The sequence below is a fragment of the Pseudomonas sp. S35 genome, from assembly GCF_009866765.1.
In the GTDB taxonomy this organism is placed as follows: Bacteria; Pseudomonadota; Gammaproteobacteria; order Pseudomonadales; family Pseudomonadaceae; genus Aquipseudomonas.
The window spans coordinates 2735487-2751348 of record NZ_CP019431.1; the positions used below are offsets into that span (position 1 = coordinate 2735487).

The window sequence follows — 15862 nt, forward strand, 5'->3', positions numbered from 1 at the left end:
ACAAGACCCATGAAACGACTCGAAGGTAAAAGCGCGCTGATCACCGGATCAGCGCGCGGGATTGGCCGCGCGTTTGCCCAGGCCTATATCAATGAAGGCGCGACGGTTGCCATCGCTGACATCGACCTGCAACGCGCCCAGGAAACCGCCACTGAACTCGGCCCCCAGGCTTACGCGGTCGCGATGGATGTCACCGACCAGGCCTCTATCGACGGGGCGATTGCCGCCGTGGTGGCCCATGCCGGCAAGCTCGACATCCTGATCAACAACGCCGCGCTGTTCGACCTGGCGCCCATCGTCGACATCACCCGTGAGAGCTTTGAGCGGCTGTTGTCGATCAACGTCGCCGGCACGCTGTTCACCCTGCAGGCGGCGGCGCGGCAGATGATCCGCCAGGGTCACGGCGGCAAGATCATCAATATGGCCAGCCAGGCCGGGCGGCGCGGCGAGCCCTTGGTGGCGGTGTACTGCGCGACCAAGGCGGCGGTGATCAGCCTGACGCAATCGGCGGGGCAAAACCTGATCAAGCAGGGCATCAACGTCAACGCCATTGCGCCGGGTGTGGTTGATGGCGAGCATTGGGACGGGGTGGATGCGCTGTTTGCCAGGCACGAGGGCTTGGCGCCCGGCGAGAAGAAGAAGCGGGTAGGGGCCGAGGTGCCGTTCGGACGGATGGGGACGGCGCAGGATCTGACCGGGATGGCGATCTTCCTGGCGTCCAAAGAGGCCGACTATGTGGTGGCCCAGACCTACAACGTCGACGGCGGCAACTGGATGAGTTAAGCCATGCACTGATCCAGCGTATGGGAGGGGCTTGCTGTGGTGAGCAGGCTTGCCCTGCGCTGGGCCGCGAAGCAGCCCCATTGGATCGTCAGCGAAAGCCCTGTCAGGGACTGTCATAAATTTTGTGTTCGGGCATAACATGTTGATAGAGGTGCATGTATGCCGACCAAAAAGAAACCGGCCCGTGAGGCCCTGCGAGACCTTCCATCTATTCCAAAAGAGCTGATCGACCAGTTCGTCAGCGGCCCGATGAGTGCCGAAGCCATTCAGGATGCCTCGATGGCGTTTAAAAAGGCACTTATCGAGCGAGCCCTTGGTGCCGAGTTGGGCCACCACCTTGGCTACCCTCAGGGCGCGGAGCGCCCTGAGGAATCGAGCAACCAACGCAACGGCAAAAGTGGCAAAACGGTGCTGACCGATGACGGCCCGTTGCGTCTCGACATTCCCAGAGATCGCGATGGAAGCTTTGCCCCGATCTTGATCCCTAAGCATGAGCGCCGTTTTACAGGCTTTGATGACAAGATCATCGCGATGTATGCCCGAGGTATGACGGTTCGCGAAATCCGGGCGTTTCTCTCGGAACAGTACGGAACAGACGTCTCCCACGACTTCATCAGTTCTGTCACTGACGCAGTTTTGGAGGAGGTTACCGCCTGGCAACAGCGACCGCTTGAACCGATGTACCCGGTAATTTTCTTCGATGCATTGCGAGTCAAAATTCGCGACGAAGGCCTGGTTCGCAACAAAGCGATTTACTTGGCACTGGGAGTATTGCCGGACGGAACGCGAGATATCCTGGGAATTTGGATTGAAACAACCGAAGGCGCCAAGTTTTGGATGAAGGTCTTTAACGACCTGAAAACCCGAGGTGTCGAAGACGTCTTGATCGCGGTGACTGATGGTCTCAAAGGCATGCCCGAAGCGCTGAGTGCTGTATTTCCTGAGACGACATTGCAGACCTGTATCGTCCACTTGATCCGTAACAGCCTCGATTACGCCCCGTGGGATAAGCGCCGTGAGCTGGCCAAGGCACTGAAGCCGATCTATCAAGCACTCAATGTTGACGCTGCAGAACAAGCGCTACTGGCTTTCGAAGCCGGGCCTTGGGGTAAGCAATATCCGACGGTCGTATCGGCTTGGAAACGTGCTTGGGATCGAGTTATACCGTTCTTTGTGTTTCCCCCGGCGATACGCAAAGTGATCTACACAACCAACGCCATCGAGAGTATCAATGCCCAGTTGCGCAAGATCATCAAGACGCGAGGCCACTTCCCAACGGATGAGGCCGCGACAAAACTAATCTGGCTGGCATTGCGAAATATCACCGCGAACTGGGGCAGCGCAGCTCATGATTGGAAGAGCGCGATGAATCAATTTTCGATTCTGTACGGAGATCGATTTATCAGGCCGACCTGGTAAAGCTAGGGCCTGCCTGACGGCAGGCCGTAACCGGCCCGCACACAAAAAATCTGACACTCTCCCCTGTCACCACAGAAAGCCTATCCCACATCGGCTCCTCATTACCCTTGGGAAGGAGCTAGTCGGCAAAACTGCGATCAAAAAAGTAAATCTCTCCAGGCTTCACATTCTCAACCGTTGCCTGGGGCCTGCCACCTTCTCCCTGCTTCTTGCGCCCCGTCTCGCGCAAATATCCCGCCTCAGTCAGCTTCAATAACCGCTGGCGAATACTGGTCTTCAACACCGGCCGTGACAGCACCAGCGAAAAGATCGTGGTCGCTTGCGGCGCGCTGAATTCATCGCCCAGGAACATCAGCGGCAAACTGCTGTACAGCGATTTCGACACCAACCGCTCCTGCACTGCGGCCACGATCAGGTTGTGATCGAACGGCAGCTTGAGGCTGCCATCGGCCACCGCGCTCAACGAGAACCAAGCCTGATGGTCAGCCAAGGCCACCTCATGCGCCAGGATCGCCAGGTAGTAGGTGGACGACGACCAGCAACGCGGGTCGCGAAACGCATCGCCCACCGTGCCCACTTGTTCGCTCCAGGCCAGCGCCAGGCCGACCTTGTCACTGGCGCGCAAGCGTTCCACGGCATCCTGGAGGCTCAGATCTTGCACACCGCCGTTGACCACCACGCCCGGTAACGCCCAATGCCCGGCGAAAGGCTCGGCGTCGCGCTTGTTCAGCAGCAGTTTCAGTTCGCCCGATGCACGGCAGTAAAACAGCACGCACAGGTCGACGGTGTGGAGGTAGGCGCTAAGGGGCATGTGAGGTCCTTCTGAACAGCGGAGGGGCACAGTCTAACGGATCGAACGACGATGTCATGTACTGAGTAAAGCATAGGCAGATAAAAGTTTCTTGCAATGAAAGTACATGACATGTACTTTAGTTTCCAGGCCACAGGAGAGCCGCCATGACCCTCGCGAAAACCGCCCTTGCTTCATTCGACGTCGACGCCCAGAAGAGTTTCACGCCGCTGTGCCCCAACGAGTTGCCGGTGGCCGGTGGCGACCAGATCGGTGCCGAACTCAACTACATGGCCAGCCTTGCCGGCCATCGCGTCGGCAGCAAAGACGCGCACACCCCGCACGCACCTTGGGTGGTCACACACGCGAGCGAGATGATGAAAACCACCGGCCTGGTGCACGCCGACCTCACCTGGGTCAGCCACTGCGTACCGGGGACCGAAGGCTTTACCTTGCTTGATGAGCTGCCCACGCCCTATGACTACGACTACTTCATCTGGAAAGGCGTCGAACCCGACCTGCACCCCTACGGTGCCTGCTACCACGACCTGCACGACAAGCTGTCCACCGGCGTGATCGAGTACCTCAAGGCCCAAGGCGTCAGCCGTGTGATCGTCGGTGGCCTGGCCCTGGACTTCTGCGTCAAGACCACCGCCCTGCAACTGCTCAAGGCCGGCCTGGAAGTGGTGCTGCACCTGCCGGCATGCCGCGGTATCAGCGAGGAGGGCGGTGTACAGGCCGTCAATGAGTTGCTCAAGGCCGGTGCCGGCATCAGCCGCACCCGCGAAGAACTGGCCGCGATGGCCGCGCGTTAAGGAGACACAGCATGGAAAGTGCCTACGACTACGAAAACCCGGTGATCCAAGGCTTGCTCGACACCGACTACTACACCTTCACCATGATGCAGGCGGTGTTGCACCAGCACCCCAATGTGGATGTGGAATACAACTTCATCGTCCGCTCCAAAGAAAAGCTCGGCCACCTGATCCCGCTACTGCGCGATGAGCTGGAAAAACTCGCCGGCCTGCACATGCGTGATGGCGAGCTGCGCTTTCTGTTCAGCCCGCGCTTTCGCGAATACCTGACCCCGGACTACGAGCGCTTCCTCGGCCTGTTTCGCTTCAACCTGCGTTATATCCACGTCAGCGAAGTCGATGGCCAACTGAACATCCGCGTGGTCGGCCCGATGCTGCACTGCATCATGTTCGAGCAGCCCGTGCTGGCGCTGGTCAGCGAGTTGCGCAACCGCGACAAATACCCCGACGTGACCCTGGAGGACGTCACCCGCAAGCTCTACCAGAAGTTCGACTGGCTGGAGAAAAACCTCACCCGCGATGAACTGGCCGACCTGCGCGTCTCCGACTTCTCCACCCGCCGTCGCCTGTCCTTCAAGGCCCAGCGCGAAGTGGTGGGCATCATGCGCCGCGACTTCCCCGGCCAGTTCGTCGGCACCAGCAACGCGCACCTGGCCTACGAGTTCGACCTGCCGCTGATCGGCACCATGGCCCACCAATGGCTGATGGTGCACCAGCAACTGGGGCGCCTGCGCGAAAGCCAGAACGCGGCGCTGGAAAACTGGGTGCGTGAATACCGTGGTCGCCTGGGCATCGCCTTGACCGACTGCATCAGCACTGACTTTTTCCTCAAGGACTTTGACCTGTACTTCGCCAAGCTCTACGACGGTCTGCGCCAGGATTCCGGTGACCCCATCGCCTGGGCCGACAAGGTACTGGCCCGCTACACGCAACTGGGCATCGACCCCATGACCAAGGACCTGATGTTCTCCGATGGCCTGAACTTCGAAAAATGCCTGCCGATCCTGCGCCACGTGCGTGGCAAGGCCAAGTTCGGCTTTGGCATGGGCACCAGTCTGGCCTGCGACGTGGACGGCGTAGAGCCGCTGAGCATTGTGATGAAACTGGTGCGGGTGCACGGCGAACCGGTGGTGAAGTTTTCCGATGACCCGATCAAGAACGTCTGCGAAGACGCCTCGTTTTTGCAGTATGCGGCCAAGGTGTTCAACGTCGGCAAGGTGGAGGTGTGACATGCAAGATCGTATCGCGCAGGAACTGAATATCGACCGGCAACTGGTGAAAGGCGGTGAGGCCAAGGAGATCCAACGGCGCATCGATTTCATCAAGACCGCGTTGCAGCAGTCGGGCTGCAAGGCCCTGGTGCTGGGCATCAGCGGCGGCGTGGACTCGCTCACCGCAGGCCGTCTATGCCAATTGGCCGTGGAGCAACTGCGCAGCGAACACTACGCCGCGCGCTTTATCGCCATGCGCCTGCCCTACAGAACCCAGGCCGATGAACACGACGCCCAGGCCGCCCTGGGCTTCATCAGCCCGGACCACATCGACACCCTCAACATCGCCGCCAGCGTCGACGGCCTGATGGCCAGCCTCACCGCCACCGAGGCCAGCGCCGCCCACGTCGATTTCATCAAGGGCAACGTCAAGGCCCGTACCCGCATGATCGCGCAATACGCGGTGGCCAACCTGCACAACGGCCTGGTGGTCGGCACCGATCATGGCGCCGAAGCGTTGATGGGGTTCTTCACCAAGTTTGGCGATGGCGCCTGCGACCTGGCACCGCTCTCTGGCCTGACCAAAACCCAGGTGCGCCTGCTGGCCAGCGCCCTCGGCGCCCCGCAGAACCTGGTGCACAAGCACCCCACGGCCGACCTCGAAGAACTGGCACCGGGCAAGCTGGATGAGCAGTCATACGGCTGCACGTACGAAGAGATTGATGCGTACCTGATGGGCGAGCCGGTGAGTGAGCGGGTGAGGGCGATTGTCGAAGGCGCGTACAGCAAGACCGCGCACAAGCGTGCGCTGCCGATTGCTCCGGTTTGATCAACCCCCATCGACCGCCGCCAACGTTGCTTTTTGCAGGAAGCAAGAAAGCTGCGCTGGGAGAGTGTCACTTGGCTATCATTGGCCGCAGTTTCATTGATATCCACGGACGGCTTAAACGTAGCTTCCGTTAATCTTTAATTTGGACAAATAAAGAGATGACGAAAATTATTGGGGTGCATGGCATCGGCCACCAATTTGGTGGCGCCCATTCGCTGCGTGAACAATGGCTGCCGGCACTGAAGGATGGAGTGGCGTTGGCCGGCCATCAGTTGCCGGAAGATTTCTCGTTTGACTGTGCCTTTTATGGCGATGTCTTCCGCCCGGCAGGCAAGTCGGCGGGCACGGCGGATGACGCGTCCGATGCGAGTGAATGGGAAGCGCAGTTACTTCAGATGTGGTGGGAGGAGGCTGCGCGGACCTATCCAAACGTTCGGGGGCCCGAAGAGGCGACAAAGTCCTGGGTCACGTCCGGGGCACACAAAGCGCTGAGCGCCCTGACGAATGCGAAATACTTCAGCGGTATTCTGGAAAGCCTGATGTTCGCCGATCTGCGGCAGGTATTTCGCTATTTTCATGATCATGTCGTACGGGCGAAAGCACAGGCCAGCATTGCGAAACTGATCGGCGAGGACACTCGCGTGATCGTGGCCCATTCCCTCGGCTCGGTCGTTGCCTACGAGGCGCTGTGTGCCAACCCAGAGTGGCCGGTCACCCATTTGATTACGCTGGGGTCGCCGCTGGGCGTGCGCAACCTGATCTTTGACGCGTTGGAACCGATGCCAACAAATGGAAAGGGGCACTGGCCGGGTGGCGTGAAGTCTTGGACGAATATCTCATCAGGCGACGATATCGTTGCGCTGACCAAGACACTTGAACCGTTGTTCATGCCAACCGTCGTTGATCTCAGTATCAGTAACGGCGCCAAAGCACACGATGCTTGTCGCTACTTGACGACCCAGGAGGTGGGGAATGCCATTGCTGCCGCCTTCTGATCACTACCGTCGACGTTTATTGGCGACGGGCACCAGTGACTTTCTATACCACGGGCAACTTTCTCGCGTGCCGCAAGAGTTGGACACGGTAAAAGCTGCCTTTACCTCACTGAACTACCAGTTGATTGAAGCCGGCGTGTCGCCTTCGCGCGGGCAAATGGAAGAGTGGTTGGCGCACGCGTGCGCCAGCTGCGATGAGCAGGATTTGCTGGTGATCTATTACACCGGCCATGGGGAACGAACGGATCGCTTTTACCTGTTGACCCGTGAGACGAAGCTGGCGTGTTCTGAGCTTCTTCCCACCGCCATCGCCCTTGACGACATGGCGCGAATTATCGCCAGGGCCAACGCTGCCCAAGTGTTGCTGATATTGGATGTGTGTCATGCGGGGGCTGGCGCTGGGGACTTTTTGAAAGTCGCCGTGGCATTGGCAGATACGCTCCCCGTACAGACAACCACGTACGTGATTGCAGCGGCACGCCATAGTGAACAGGCCGATGAAGGTGCCTTGAGCGCGGCATTGGCGTTGGCGCTGAGCAATCCTGACTGTCGCTTGGGTGGGGCCAACCAGCCTTACCTGGCGATGGAAGAGGTGATGGAGGCGGTTAAACAGTATTTGCGGGTTAACTTTCCCAAGCAGCAGGCGCAGTATTGCTCCCTGCATTCAGACGGTCTCTGCCTGCTGTTTCCGAACCCTCGACATCGGCCGAATCTCAAGGCAGGCCTTGATCTGGCCAGTCAGCGGGCGTTCGAAATGCATTGGTCGCCTAAAGCGCGCGGCGTAGAGCTCGATGCCTGCGGGGATTACTTCACGGGGCGAGCCAAGGCACTGCAGCAAATCGGCGACTGGCTGGCATTGCCGGACGAACAGGGATGCGTGCTGGTGGTGACCGGCGGGGCGGGAACCGGAAAGTCCGCTTTGCTGGGCCGTGTCGTGACGTTGTCTGCCAACCCGCGCGATCCGCAGGATACACAACGGCAAGCGCTTGAAGGGCACCTCTACGCCCACGTGCCCGAGGGCATTGTCGATGTGGCGGTGCATGCGCGGAACAAAGTGCTGGCCGAGATCGTTGAACAAATAGCAGCTGGGTTCAGTTTGCCCGAGCGTGATGTGGCGTCAGTGCTGGAGTCTTTGGCGAAGCGCCAGAGAAAGACGGTGATTGTGATCGACGCGCTTGACGAAGCTGATGACAGCCAGGACGTCGCACGTCAATTGCTCTTGCCTCTGTCCGAGCTCCAGCATGTATTCCTGTTGGTCGGCACTCGTCCTGATGCAACGGCGAGCGAGCAACGCTTTCAGGCCCTGGGCACCCATACCCTTGAGATCAATCTTGACCAGGCGTGTCATCTCGAGTCCGGCGACGTTGCGTTGTATGTCGAGCGCCGGCTCAGGGCCGAGGCGGAGCCGGGCCGTTACTCGCCTTACCGGGAAGAGTCGGAGTTGGCGAGGGAGGTCGCCCTGGCGGTTGCCTCACGTGCCGGGCATGTCTACCTGGTAGCTCATACGGTGGTGCTTGCCCTGTTGAACATGGGGGAAGCCGTCGACACTTCGCGCCAAGGCTGGATAGATCAACTGCCCACCGGCCTCATGCAAGCGTTCAGGCAGTACCTGGCCTTGCTGGACAAACCCGCTGCTGCCTTGGATTCGGCCACGGTATACACGGTGTTGAGCGCGTTGGCGTTCGCTCAAGGGGAGGGCATGCCGTGGGTCGAGTTGTGGCCTGCTGCTGCCAGTGCGCTGAGCAATCGCGTCATCACGGATGAAGACATCATTCAGGTCAGGGGCTTTGCCGCCCCTTTCATTGTGGAGTCCATCGAAAGCGGACGTTCGGTGTATCGCCTGTACCATGAGCAACTTGCCGAACAACTGCGCGAGATCGCCGGCAAGCAGCCTGGGGTCTACCGCCGATTGTGGGACGCGCTGCTCGCCACGGTGCCCATCGACAGCATTGGAAAACGCCTGTGGGCCAACGCTCATCCTTACCTCAAGCGCCATGCGTCCTCGTTTGCGGCCAAGGCCGGTGTGCTTGATGAGTTGATCACCGATCCAGAATTTTTGTTGGCCAGCGATCCCGAGATACTGCGCAGTCATCTCAAGGTAAGCGCGGCCTCAAGTTATTCCCTGGAGCAGACGTACCTGAGCATTTTTGGCACGTTGCGCGAGCTACCTGAACCCGAGCGCAGGGCCTACCTGGCCCTGGCCCTTATGCAGAGGGCGTTACCGCCCTTGGCGCCAAGCGCTCCCAACGGAGCGCGCAGTCAGTGGATGCCGGCCTGGGCGGCCTGGAACCGCCCGAAGAACAGCGGGCTGATAGATGCGCGTGACTCCAGCGTGACCGCGTTGAGTACGGGGTTGTGGAACCCCCATACCCCTGTCGCCTTAGTCGGGCGTGCAGACGGGCAGATTGAGGTGTTCAGGCTCAGCGATGGTCATAAGTTGGCTGGCTGGGCACCGTTTCTCGATAAGGAGGTGACCCGCCTGGCGCTCACCCAGACGCCGGAAGGTGAGGTGCTGGTCGCAAGTTGGGGGGCGCAACTGGGGGCTACCAACCTGAGGCATCAGCAGGATCGATTTGCGTTGATGCCTGCTGATGCCCATGCCGGCAGAATCACTGCCCTCACGCTTGTTGAGCAAGACGGCCGCCACTTTTGTGTGAGTGCCCATCAAGGCAAGTATTACCCGGCGAAACTGCCGAAAATAGCCGTTTGCGAAAACGACCTGTACCTCTGGGACCTTGCGGACTTCAGTTTGGTTCGACACAAAACAGGCGCCTCGTTGGCAACTATTTGCCAACTTGTCGCATTCAAATCCTCCGCCGGCATGCGGCTTCTATCGGGAGGGTATACCCATTTTTCTGGGGCCAGATGTGCGCCTGGTCTACGTCTTTGGACGATGGACCTTGACGTGGTGTGGGAGACGCCAACGACGATCGACAGTGAAGATGTAGAAACTATCCAACTGAGGGAGATAGCCGGTGTGACCTACGCCGTTACGGCTGATTCCATGCGCCCTTACCGCGTATGGCGAGCCCATAGCGAAGGACTCACGCCGCTGTATTGCGCTAGCGAGACCGTCAATGACGCGTGGCTACTGGGCGACACCATGCCGGTAACCCTTCAGGTCCGGCGGGCGGAGCGCTTCGAACGGTTTAGCCTGGACCTGGAAGGCGCCTCTGCACGGGTCGTATCGCAGGAGCCTGAATGTTGCCTGGAAGGGGGTGCCGGCGACGGGTTCTGGTCTGCCCCTGTCACGATAGAGGGAGCCCCTTGCGTTATCAGTGCCTCCGTCGGCTCGGTGAGTATTTGGACGCTGAACAATGCGTCTGCACGGGAAGGAGTGGCGCAGGCGCCCGAATTTCCCCCCGATGACATCCATTGCATGTACATCGACGAGCGGTGTACGGCGTCCGTTTACGGTGGCACGACTCGGGGCGTTTTAGTCGCGGTTGACGTTGTGACCGGACGGCAGGCCTGGCAGCGCAGCCTCAATGCGCCGTATCAGATCCGCTCGTTATCAGGCTATGTGGATGCGGGAAGGCTCACGTTGGTTGCGGCGTCCCAGGGCAGCCTCTATCTCGTCTGCGTTGGCGATGCGTCAGCTCCAGTCCAGACCATTGAGGCTGGGGGCGATGTGATTAAGCTGGATGTCGTATGGCACGACGGCGAGCCTGTGGCCTTTGCGTCTGTGTGCGAAGGGCATGTCAATGCGATTCGCGCCTGGAATTTGCGTACACGCATCGAACTCGATACCCGCGCCGGTCGGCCCCAGGCGGCGTGGAATTATCAGCTCACGACAGGCGAGGAGGACAAGCCGTTGCTGAGCCTGGCCTGTCAGGCAGACGGGGCCTCTACGCGGATCGTATTTGCCAGTAAATACTCCAAAGTCATGATTGCGCAGTACCCGCCGGTCAGGCATCACCGGCTAATTCCTGAAGTGTTCAGGACATTGCATATTCCAGGCAGCCAGATAGCCCGCGTGCTATCGACCGCCCAAAGCGCAGATGGCGTGTTTCTGGCGGCGGGCACGGATGAAGGCCAGATCGCGATGTGGCACGTGCCGTCGCTGGAGCGGCTCGCCCAGCGTAAAGGCGCTCACCTCAACGGTGATGTGACGGCCCTTGCATTTTGCGATGAGCGCAAACAGTTGCTCTTGGCGTCGGGCGGCGGCGACGGCGTTGTCAGGTTCTGGGATAGCGACTTGAATGCCTTAATGCAGGTCAACGTGACGGCGCCGGTTCGAGCTCTTGCCTTCCTGGGGGGCATGCGTGTGGTGGTGGCGACGCTGCGGGGTATTGTGATGATCAACGTTGACATCTAGCCGGTCTGCGCGAAGCTGACTCGATGCGATCCTTGTCACTCCTCCCTCCCCCAAGAGGCAGGGAGGAGGGGCTTGGGCGGGCAGTCACATGCCAAGCGAGCGCCGCCTGATGTTCGATCCCGTACCTTGATAAAGCACAGGAACATTGGATCCACTTACGGTATAACCCTCGCACGCTTTAGTTCTCCGAGGCCCTGTTTTTCATGCAAAGCCCTTTGCAACGCCCGCTCTGGCAGGTCTACCTGATCTTTCTGGCACCGATGGTGCTGTCCAACTTCCTGCAAAGTTTTTCTGGCACGCTCAACGGCATCTATGTCGGGCAGATGCTCGGCACCCAGGCGTTGGCAGCGGTGTCGGGGATGTTTCCCATCGTGTTTTTCTTTATCGCCCTGGTGATCGGCCTGGGGGCGGGGGCTTCGGTGTTGATCGGCCAAGCGTGGGGCGCGCAGGAAACCGCGATGGTCAAGTCGATTACCGGCGCCACCCTGACCCTCGGTGCGCTGGTGGGCTTGATCGCGGCGGTGCTCGGCAGTCTGTTTGCGCGCCCGGCGTTGCAGGCACTGGGCACGCCGGTCGACGTGCTCGACGATGCGGTGGGCTATGCCCAGGTGATGATGTTGATCATGCCGCTGTTGCTGGTCTTCATCCTTTACACCCAGTTGCTGCGCGGTGTCAGCGATACGATTTCGCCGTTGCTGGCGTTGATAGTCTCGACCTTGGTCGGCCTGTTGCTGACCCCTGCGTTGATTCGTGGCTGGATCGGCCTGCCGCCCCTGGGCATCCAGAGCGCGGTGTACGCGGGCTTCGTGGGCAACGCCTTGGCGATGCTGTTTCTGATCCTGCGTCTGCGCCATAAACACCACGTAATGGCGCCGGACCGCGAACTGCTTGCGGCGTTGCGCCTGGACCGAGTCATCCTTGGCAAAGTCCTGCGCATCGGCCTGCCCACCGGCTTGCAAATGGTGGTGTTGTCACTGTCGGAACTGGTCATCCTGGCCCTGGTCAACGGTCACGGCTCCCAGGCGACGGCGGCCTATGGTGCGGTGACGCAGATCGTCAACTACGTACAGTTCCCGGCGCTGTCGATTGCCATCACCGCTTCGATCCTCGGCGCCCAGGCCATTGGCGCCGGGCGGCTGGAGCGTATCGGGCCGATCCTGCGCACCGGGTTGCTGATCAACACCTGCCTCACCGGTGGCCTGATCGTGCTGGGCTACGCGCTGTCACATTGGCTGTTGGGCCTGTTCATCACCGACGACGCAGCGCGGGTCAAGGCTGAACACCTGCTGCACATCATGCTCTGGAGCATCCTGGTGTTCGGCTTCCAGGCGGTGATCGGCGGGATCATGCGCGCCAGCGGCGTGGTGCTGATGCCAGTGGCGATCTCGATCTTCTGCGTGCTCTGCGTGCAGTTGCCGATGGCGTATCTGCTCAATGCGCACTTCGGCCTGGAAGGGGTGTGGATGGCGTTTCCGGTGACGTACCTGGCGATGTTGGGGTTGCAGACGGCGTATTATCGGTTGGTTTGGCGGCATAAGCAGATCAAGCGATTGGTGTGAACAGGCTTACTGTTTGAGGCCGCGCAAGATCAGGTCGAGGGCCAACAAACCTTCATCCAGCTTCGTGCCTGGGTGTTCATCCCGGGCGATCCACAGCGCGGTGTTGACCAGCCCGCCATTGATCAACTGCGCCAGTGCGCGGCTGGGGACTTGTTGAATGACGCCTGTCTGCATCAGGGTTTCGAGCAGTAAGCGCAACGATTCCACGCAGTGCTGTTCGGAGCCGGTATCGCCCAATACGGCCGGTGCGTCCTGCAAGACGATGCGCCGGATTTCGCCCTCCTGGGCCATGCGCAAGTAAGCCCGGCAGCGCTCGCAAAAGCCGGCCCACGGCGATGGGGCCTGGTCGCTGATGTGCTGCAGTTGCGCGTCCATCTCACTGTCGAGTTGAGCGACCACCGCCGCCAGCAAGCCCTTTTTGTCACCGAAGTGATGGTACAACGCCCCCCGTGTCAGCCCGACATGAGCGGTGAAGTCGTCCATCGAGGTGTTCGCATAGCCGTGTGTGGCGAAGGCCTGGCGTGCGCTGGCAATCAGTCGAGAGCGGGTGTCTTCGATCATTTCGGTACGGGCTCGGCTCATGGGTGGGGCTCGCAATCGGCAAGTGAGTGATTGACATACGCTGCGTATGTTACGCATGATTTGCCACATACGCACCGTATGTATTTTGCCTTGTCAGTTGCGGATCGCAAGTACCGGGCATTCAGGAAGAGGTCACGCAGGATGGCAAACCCTTACGCCGAGTTGTTCCAGGTCCCTGGCGCACGGGCTTTTGTATTGGCCGGCATGCTGGCGCGCATGCCGGTGTCGATGACGGGTATCGGCTTGATCACCATGCTCTCCCAGGTGCATGGCGGCTACGGCCTGGCCGGCTCGGTGGCGGCGGTGTTTGCCCTGGCCACAGCATTTTGCGCACCGCAAGTGTCACGGCTGGTGGACCGCTACAGCCAGGGCCGGGTGTTGCCGCTCGCAGCGTTGCTTGGCGGCGCAGCCTTGTTGATGCTGTTGCTGTGTACCCGTTTGCAGGCGCCGAACTGGACGCTGTTCCTGTTCGCCGCCCTGGCGGGCTGCATGCCGAATATGTCGGCCATGGTACGGGCGCGCTGGACCGAGTTGTACCGGGGCCAGCCCAAGCTGCAAACCGCGTTTGCCCTGGAGTCGGTGCTCGATGAGGTGTGTTTTATCATCGGCCCGCCGATTTCGGTCGGCCTGAGTGTGGTGCTGTTCCCGGAAGCCGGGCCGCTGGTGGCGGCGCTGTTGCTGGCGGTGGGCGTGACCACCTTTGTGCTGCAACGGGCGACCGAACCGCCAGTGCATGAGCATCAGGATCACCACGCCGGTTGGCTGATCACGTCACCTTCGGTGTTGATTCTGATGATCTTGCTGCTGGCCATGGGCGTGATCGTCGGTGTGGTGGATGTGGTCAGCGTGGCCTTCGCTCAGCACCAAGGCCAGCCGGCGGCCGCGAGCATCGTGCTGTCGGTGTACGCCATTGGCTCGTGCCTGGCGGGGCTCGCGTTTGGCACCCTCAAGCTCAAGGCATCGCTGCCCCGGCAGTTCCTGTTCTGTGGCGTGGCCACCGCGTTGACCACCTTGCCGTTGTTGCTGGTAAGCAACATCCCGGGCCTTGCGGTAGCGATCTTTATTTCCGGGCTGTTCTTCGCCCCGACGCTGATCGTGTCGATGGCCTTGGTGGAGCAGGTCGTGCCACCCAGCCGCCTCACCGAGGGCATGACCTGGCTGATCACCGGCCTCAGCATCGGCGTGGCCATCGGTGCCGCCAGCTCCGGCTGGATGATCGACCACTTTGGCGCCCCCAGCGGGTTCTGGGTGGCGTTGGCGGCGGGCGCGGTCGTTATGGGCTCGGCGGTGTTGGGTTATCGCCGGCTTGGCTGAGTTCACACCAGGTATCGTCCGCTGTGTCGGTGCCATTCATTATTGCCTGCGAGCCAGCCTCTTACGCCGCCCAGAAAACGCTTGAGTGACGGCTGCGCATGCTGGAGTAGCCGGCGCTCTTTGGCTTCATAGCGGTGCACGATGTCGTCGTGCATCTGAGCTGTCAGCCACAAGGCTTGCTGCAACGAGCAGTGGTGTTCGTGGGCCAGCAACATAGGCAGGTTGAAGTCGCCTATTTCAGGCACGCTCTCTTTGGGGGCGGAGTACACGTCATTGGCGATGATGGTCGCGCTGGCGGCGAGGGTAACGACTTCTCGTACCGGAGCCGCGAAATAAGTCTCGGCGTCGAGTTCATAGCCGTCAACCACATCAATCAAGGCCATGCAGGGTAAAAAACTGTTGACCTGTCGGTGTGCCAGGTATTCCCAGATACAGGGCAGGCTGTGTTCGATGCGCCATGTGGCTTCAGCGTTCATGGTCACGAACATGGCAATGGTCTCCAGCCGGACGCGAGCCATCTGGGACGCTGTGCCGAAGCGCGCCAAATGGTTCATATAGCCGCGTAATCCACGCAGCACCGGATCGCGTTTCAGCGCCTGCTCCAGTGCCCTGTCATGCGGCGGGGCCAAATGCGCCTTGTCCAGCGCGGCCAGTGCCAACGACAGGCGCGGGCCCAGTAACCTGGGGTTGGAGCCGCTTCGCTCATCATCGCAGTAGTGGTCGTCCACTGCGAACAGCGCAGCGATGCATTTAGCCGATAGCAGCAGGCGGTCCGGGTTGTCGGTGCCGGGGTGGCACAACATGGCAAATCGGCCGAAATTCGAGCCCCTCACCTGTTCCCATTGGCCCTTGAAAATGCCCACGCGCTTGACCCAGGACAGCAACAAGTCGTTGACGTGATTGCCCAGTGCCTCATCCATCCGCACCGGTGCTGGGTATTCGAGCACCGGTATTTGCAGGCGGGCAGGGGCGTCGGGCGATGGGGAGCGGATGTCGTTCATAGCAAGACTCCGAAGTGTCAGTGCCATTGGACGTTACTGCGGACCAAGAAGCAGGAAAGATGAGAGGTGTTTGATGCTTAAATCTAGAAGGTTTGACCCAAAACACAACGCGCTCATTCGGCGCTTCTCGGAATCCGTGCTCCTGATCGCAATTGTTCGATGATCTGGCGTCGAATGCAGTGCTTCAGTTCGTTGCCGGGGTGGGGCCTGTGCACAGCTCCGCCAGCGGCCGCTAATTTTTCCTTC

Annotated in this window: 12 protein-coding genes; 9 read left to right on the forward strand and 3 right to left on the reverse strand. The window is 60.3% G+C overall.

What is annotated here, in order from left to right; translation table 11 throughout:
* The first annotated feature begins 9 nt into the window (after positions 1-9).
* On the forward strand, positions 10-783 hold the full coding sequence (locus tag PspS35_RS12390) for an L-iditol 2-dehydrogenase (protein WP_159934833.1): 774 nt from the start codon (positions 10-12) through the stop codon (positions 781-783).
* 159 nt (positions 784-942) lie between these two features.
* Positions 943-2202, forward strand: coding sequence for an IS256 family transposase (locus tag PspS35_RS12395; RefSeq protein ID WP_159932780.1), 1260 nt, complete (start codon positions 943-945; stop codon positions 2200-2202).
* Positions 2203-2320: 118 nt separating this feature from the next.
* Here the strand turns inward: PspS35_RS12395 and PspS35_RS12400 are convergent, their stop codons facing one another.
* Positions 2321-3013 carry an NUDIX hydrolase gene (locus tag PspS35_RS12400; protein ID WP_159934835.1) on the reverse strand — a complete coding sequence of 231 codons (693 nt, stop codon included), beginning with the start codon at positions 3011-3013 and terminating at the stop codon, positions 2321-2323.
* 146 nt (positions 3014-3159) lie between these two features.
* Here PspS35_RS12400 and PspS35_RS12405 point away from each other — a divergent pair, with 146 nt between their 5' ends.
* From PspS35_RS12405 to PspS35_RS12430, 6 genes are all read left to right on the forward strand, one after another.
* Positions 3160-3807, forward strand: a complete 648-nt coding sequence (locus PspS35_RS12405; protein WP_159934837.1) for a nicotinamidase — start codon at positions 3160-3162, stop codon at positions 3805-3807.
* An 11-nt stretch (positions 3808-3818) separates the two neighbouring features.
* Entirely contained in the window at positions 3819-5036 is a 1218-nt protein-coding gene (gene pncB, locus PspS35_RS12410; RefSeq protein ID WP_159934839.1) for a nicotinate phosphoribosyltransferase, read from the forward strand.
* 1 nt (position 5037) lies between these two features.
* The gene (gene nadE / locus PspS35_RS12415) at positions 5038-5847 is read left to right on the forward strand and encodes an ammonia-dependent NAD(+) synthetase (protein WP_159934841.1); all 810 of its coding nucleotides are present in this window, start codon (positions 5038-5040) and stop codon (positions 5845-5847) included.
* Positions 5848-6005: 158 nt separating this feature from the next.
* Positions 6006-6842 carry a hypothetical protein gene (locus PspS35_RS12420; protein ID WP_159934843.1) on the forward strand — a complete coding sequence of 279 codons (837 nt, stop codon included), beginning with the start codon at positions 6006-6008 and terminating at the stop codon, positions 6840-6842.
* Positions 6820-11160: an AAA family ATPase gene (locus PspS35_RS12425; RefSeq protein WP_159934845.1), complete on the forward strand. Its 4341-nt coding sequence runs from the start codon at positions 6820-6822 to the stop codon at positions 11158-11160. Before PspS35_RS12420 ends, PspS35_RS12425 begins: the two co-directional genes overlap by 23 nt.
* Positions 11161-11363: 203 nt before the next feature.
* A complete protein-coding gene (locus PspS35_RS12430) occupies positions 11364-12719 on the forward strand; it encodes an MATE family efflux transporter (RefSeq protein ID WP_159934847.1) in 1356 nt (451 codons plus the stop codon).
* A gap of 6 nt (positions 12720-12725) precedes the next feature.
* Here PspS35_RS12430 and PspS35_RS12435 read toward each other — a convergent pair whose 3' ends face one another.
* On the reverse strand, positions 12726-13301 hold the full coding sequence (locus PspS35_RS12435; protein WP_159934849.1) for a TetR/AcrR family transcriptional regulator: 576 nt from the start codon (positions 13299-13301) through the stop codon (positions 12726-12728).
* Between the two features lie 141 nt (positions 13302-13442).
* Between PspS35_RS12435 and PspS35_RS12440 the strand changes: the two genes are divergently transcribed.
* The gene (locus tag PspS35_RS12440; protein ID WP_159934851.1) at positions 13443-14615 is read left to right on the forward strand and encodes an MFS transporter; all 1173 of its coding nucleotides are present in this window, start codon (positions 13443-13445) and stop codon (positions 14613-14615) included.
* Between the two features lie 2 nt (positions 14616-14617).
* Here the strand turns inward: PspS35_RS12440 and PspS35_RS12445 are convergent, their stop codons facing one another.
* Positions 14618-15616, reverse strand: a complete 999-nt coding sequence (locus tag PspS35_RS12445) for a Camphene synthase (RefSeq protein WP_159934853.1) — start codon at positions 15614-15616, stop codon at positions 14618-14620.
* Positions 15617-15862: the final 246 nt, after the last annotated feature.

What these genes read in the sequence shown, in the direction of transcription:
- PspS35_RS12405 (WP_159934837.1), top strand. Translation starts at nt 3,160, where the DNA reads ATGACCCTCGCGAAAACCGCCCTTGCTTCATTCGACGTCGACGCCCAG.
- PspS35_RS12395 (WP_159932780.1), top strand. Translation starts at nt 943, where the DNA reads ATGCCGACCAAAAAGAAACCGGCCCGTGAGGCCCTGCGAGACCTTCCA.
- nadE (WP_159934841.1), top strand. Translation starts at nt 5,038, where the DNA reads ATGCAAGATCGTATCGCGCAGGAACTGAATATCGACCGGCAACTGGTG.
- PspS35_RS12420 (WP_159934843.1), top strand. Translation starts at nt 6,006, where the DNA reads ATGACGAAAATTATTGGGGTGCATGGCATCGGCCACCAATTTGGTGGC.
- PspS35_RS12390 (WP_159934833.1), top strand. Translation starts at nt 10, where the DNA reads ATGAAACGACTCGAAGGTAAAAGCGCGCTGATCACCGGATCAGCGCGC.
- PspS35_RS12430 (WP_159934847.1), top strand. Translation starts at nt 11,364, where the DNA reads ATGCAAAGCCCTTTGCAACGCCCGCTCTGGCAGGTCTACCTGATCTTT.
- PspS35_RS12445 (WP_159934853.1), bottom strand. Translation starts at nt 15,616, where the DNA reads ATGAACGACATCCGCTCCCCATCGCCCGACGCCCCTGCCCGCCTGCAA.
- PspS35_RS12435 (WP_159934849.1), bottom strand. Translation starts at nt 13,301, where the DNA reads ATGAGCCGAGCCCGTACCGAAATGATCGAAGACACCCGCTCTCGACTG.
- pncB (WP_159934839.1), top strand. Translation starts at nt 3,819, where the DNA reads ATGGAAAGTGCCTACGACTACGAAAACCCGGTGATCCAAGGCTTGCTC.
- PspS35_RS12425 (WP_159934845.1), top strand. Translation starts at nt 6,820, where the DNA reads ATGCCATTGCTGCCGCCTTCTGATCACTACCGTCGACGTTTATTGGCG.
- PspS35_RS12440 (WP_159934851.1), top strand. Translation starts at nt 13,443, where the DNA reads ATGGCAAACCCTTACGCCGAGTTGTTCCAGGTCCCTGGCGCACGGGCT.
- PspS35_RS12400 (WP_159934835.1), bottom strand. Translation starts at nt 3,013, where the DNA reads ATGCCCCTTAGCGCCTACCTCCACACCGTCGACCTGTGCGTGCTGTTT.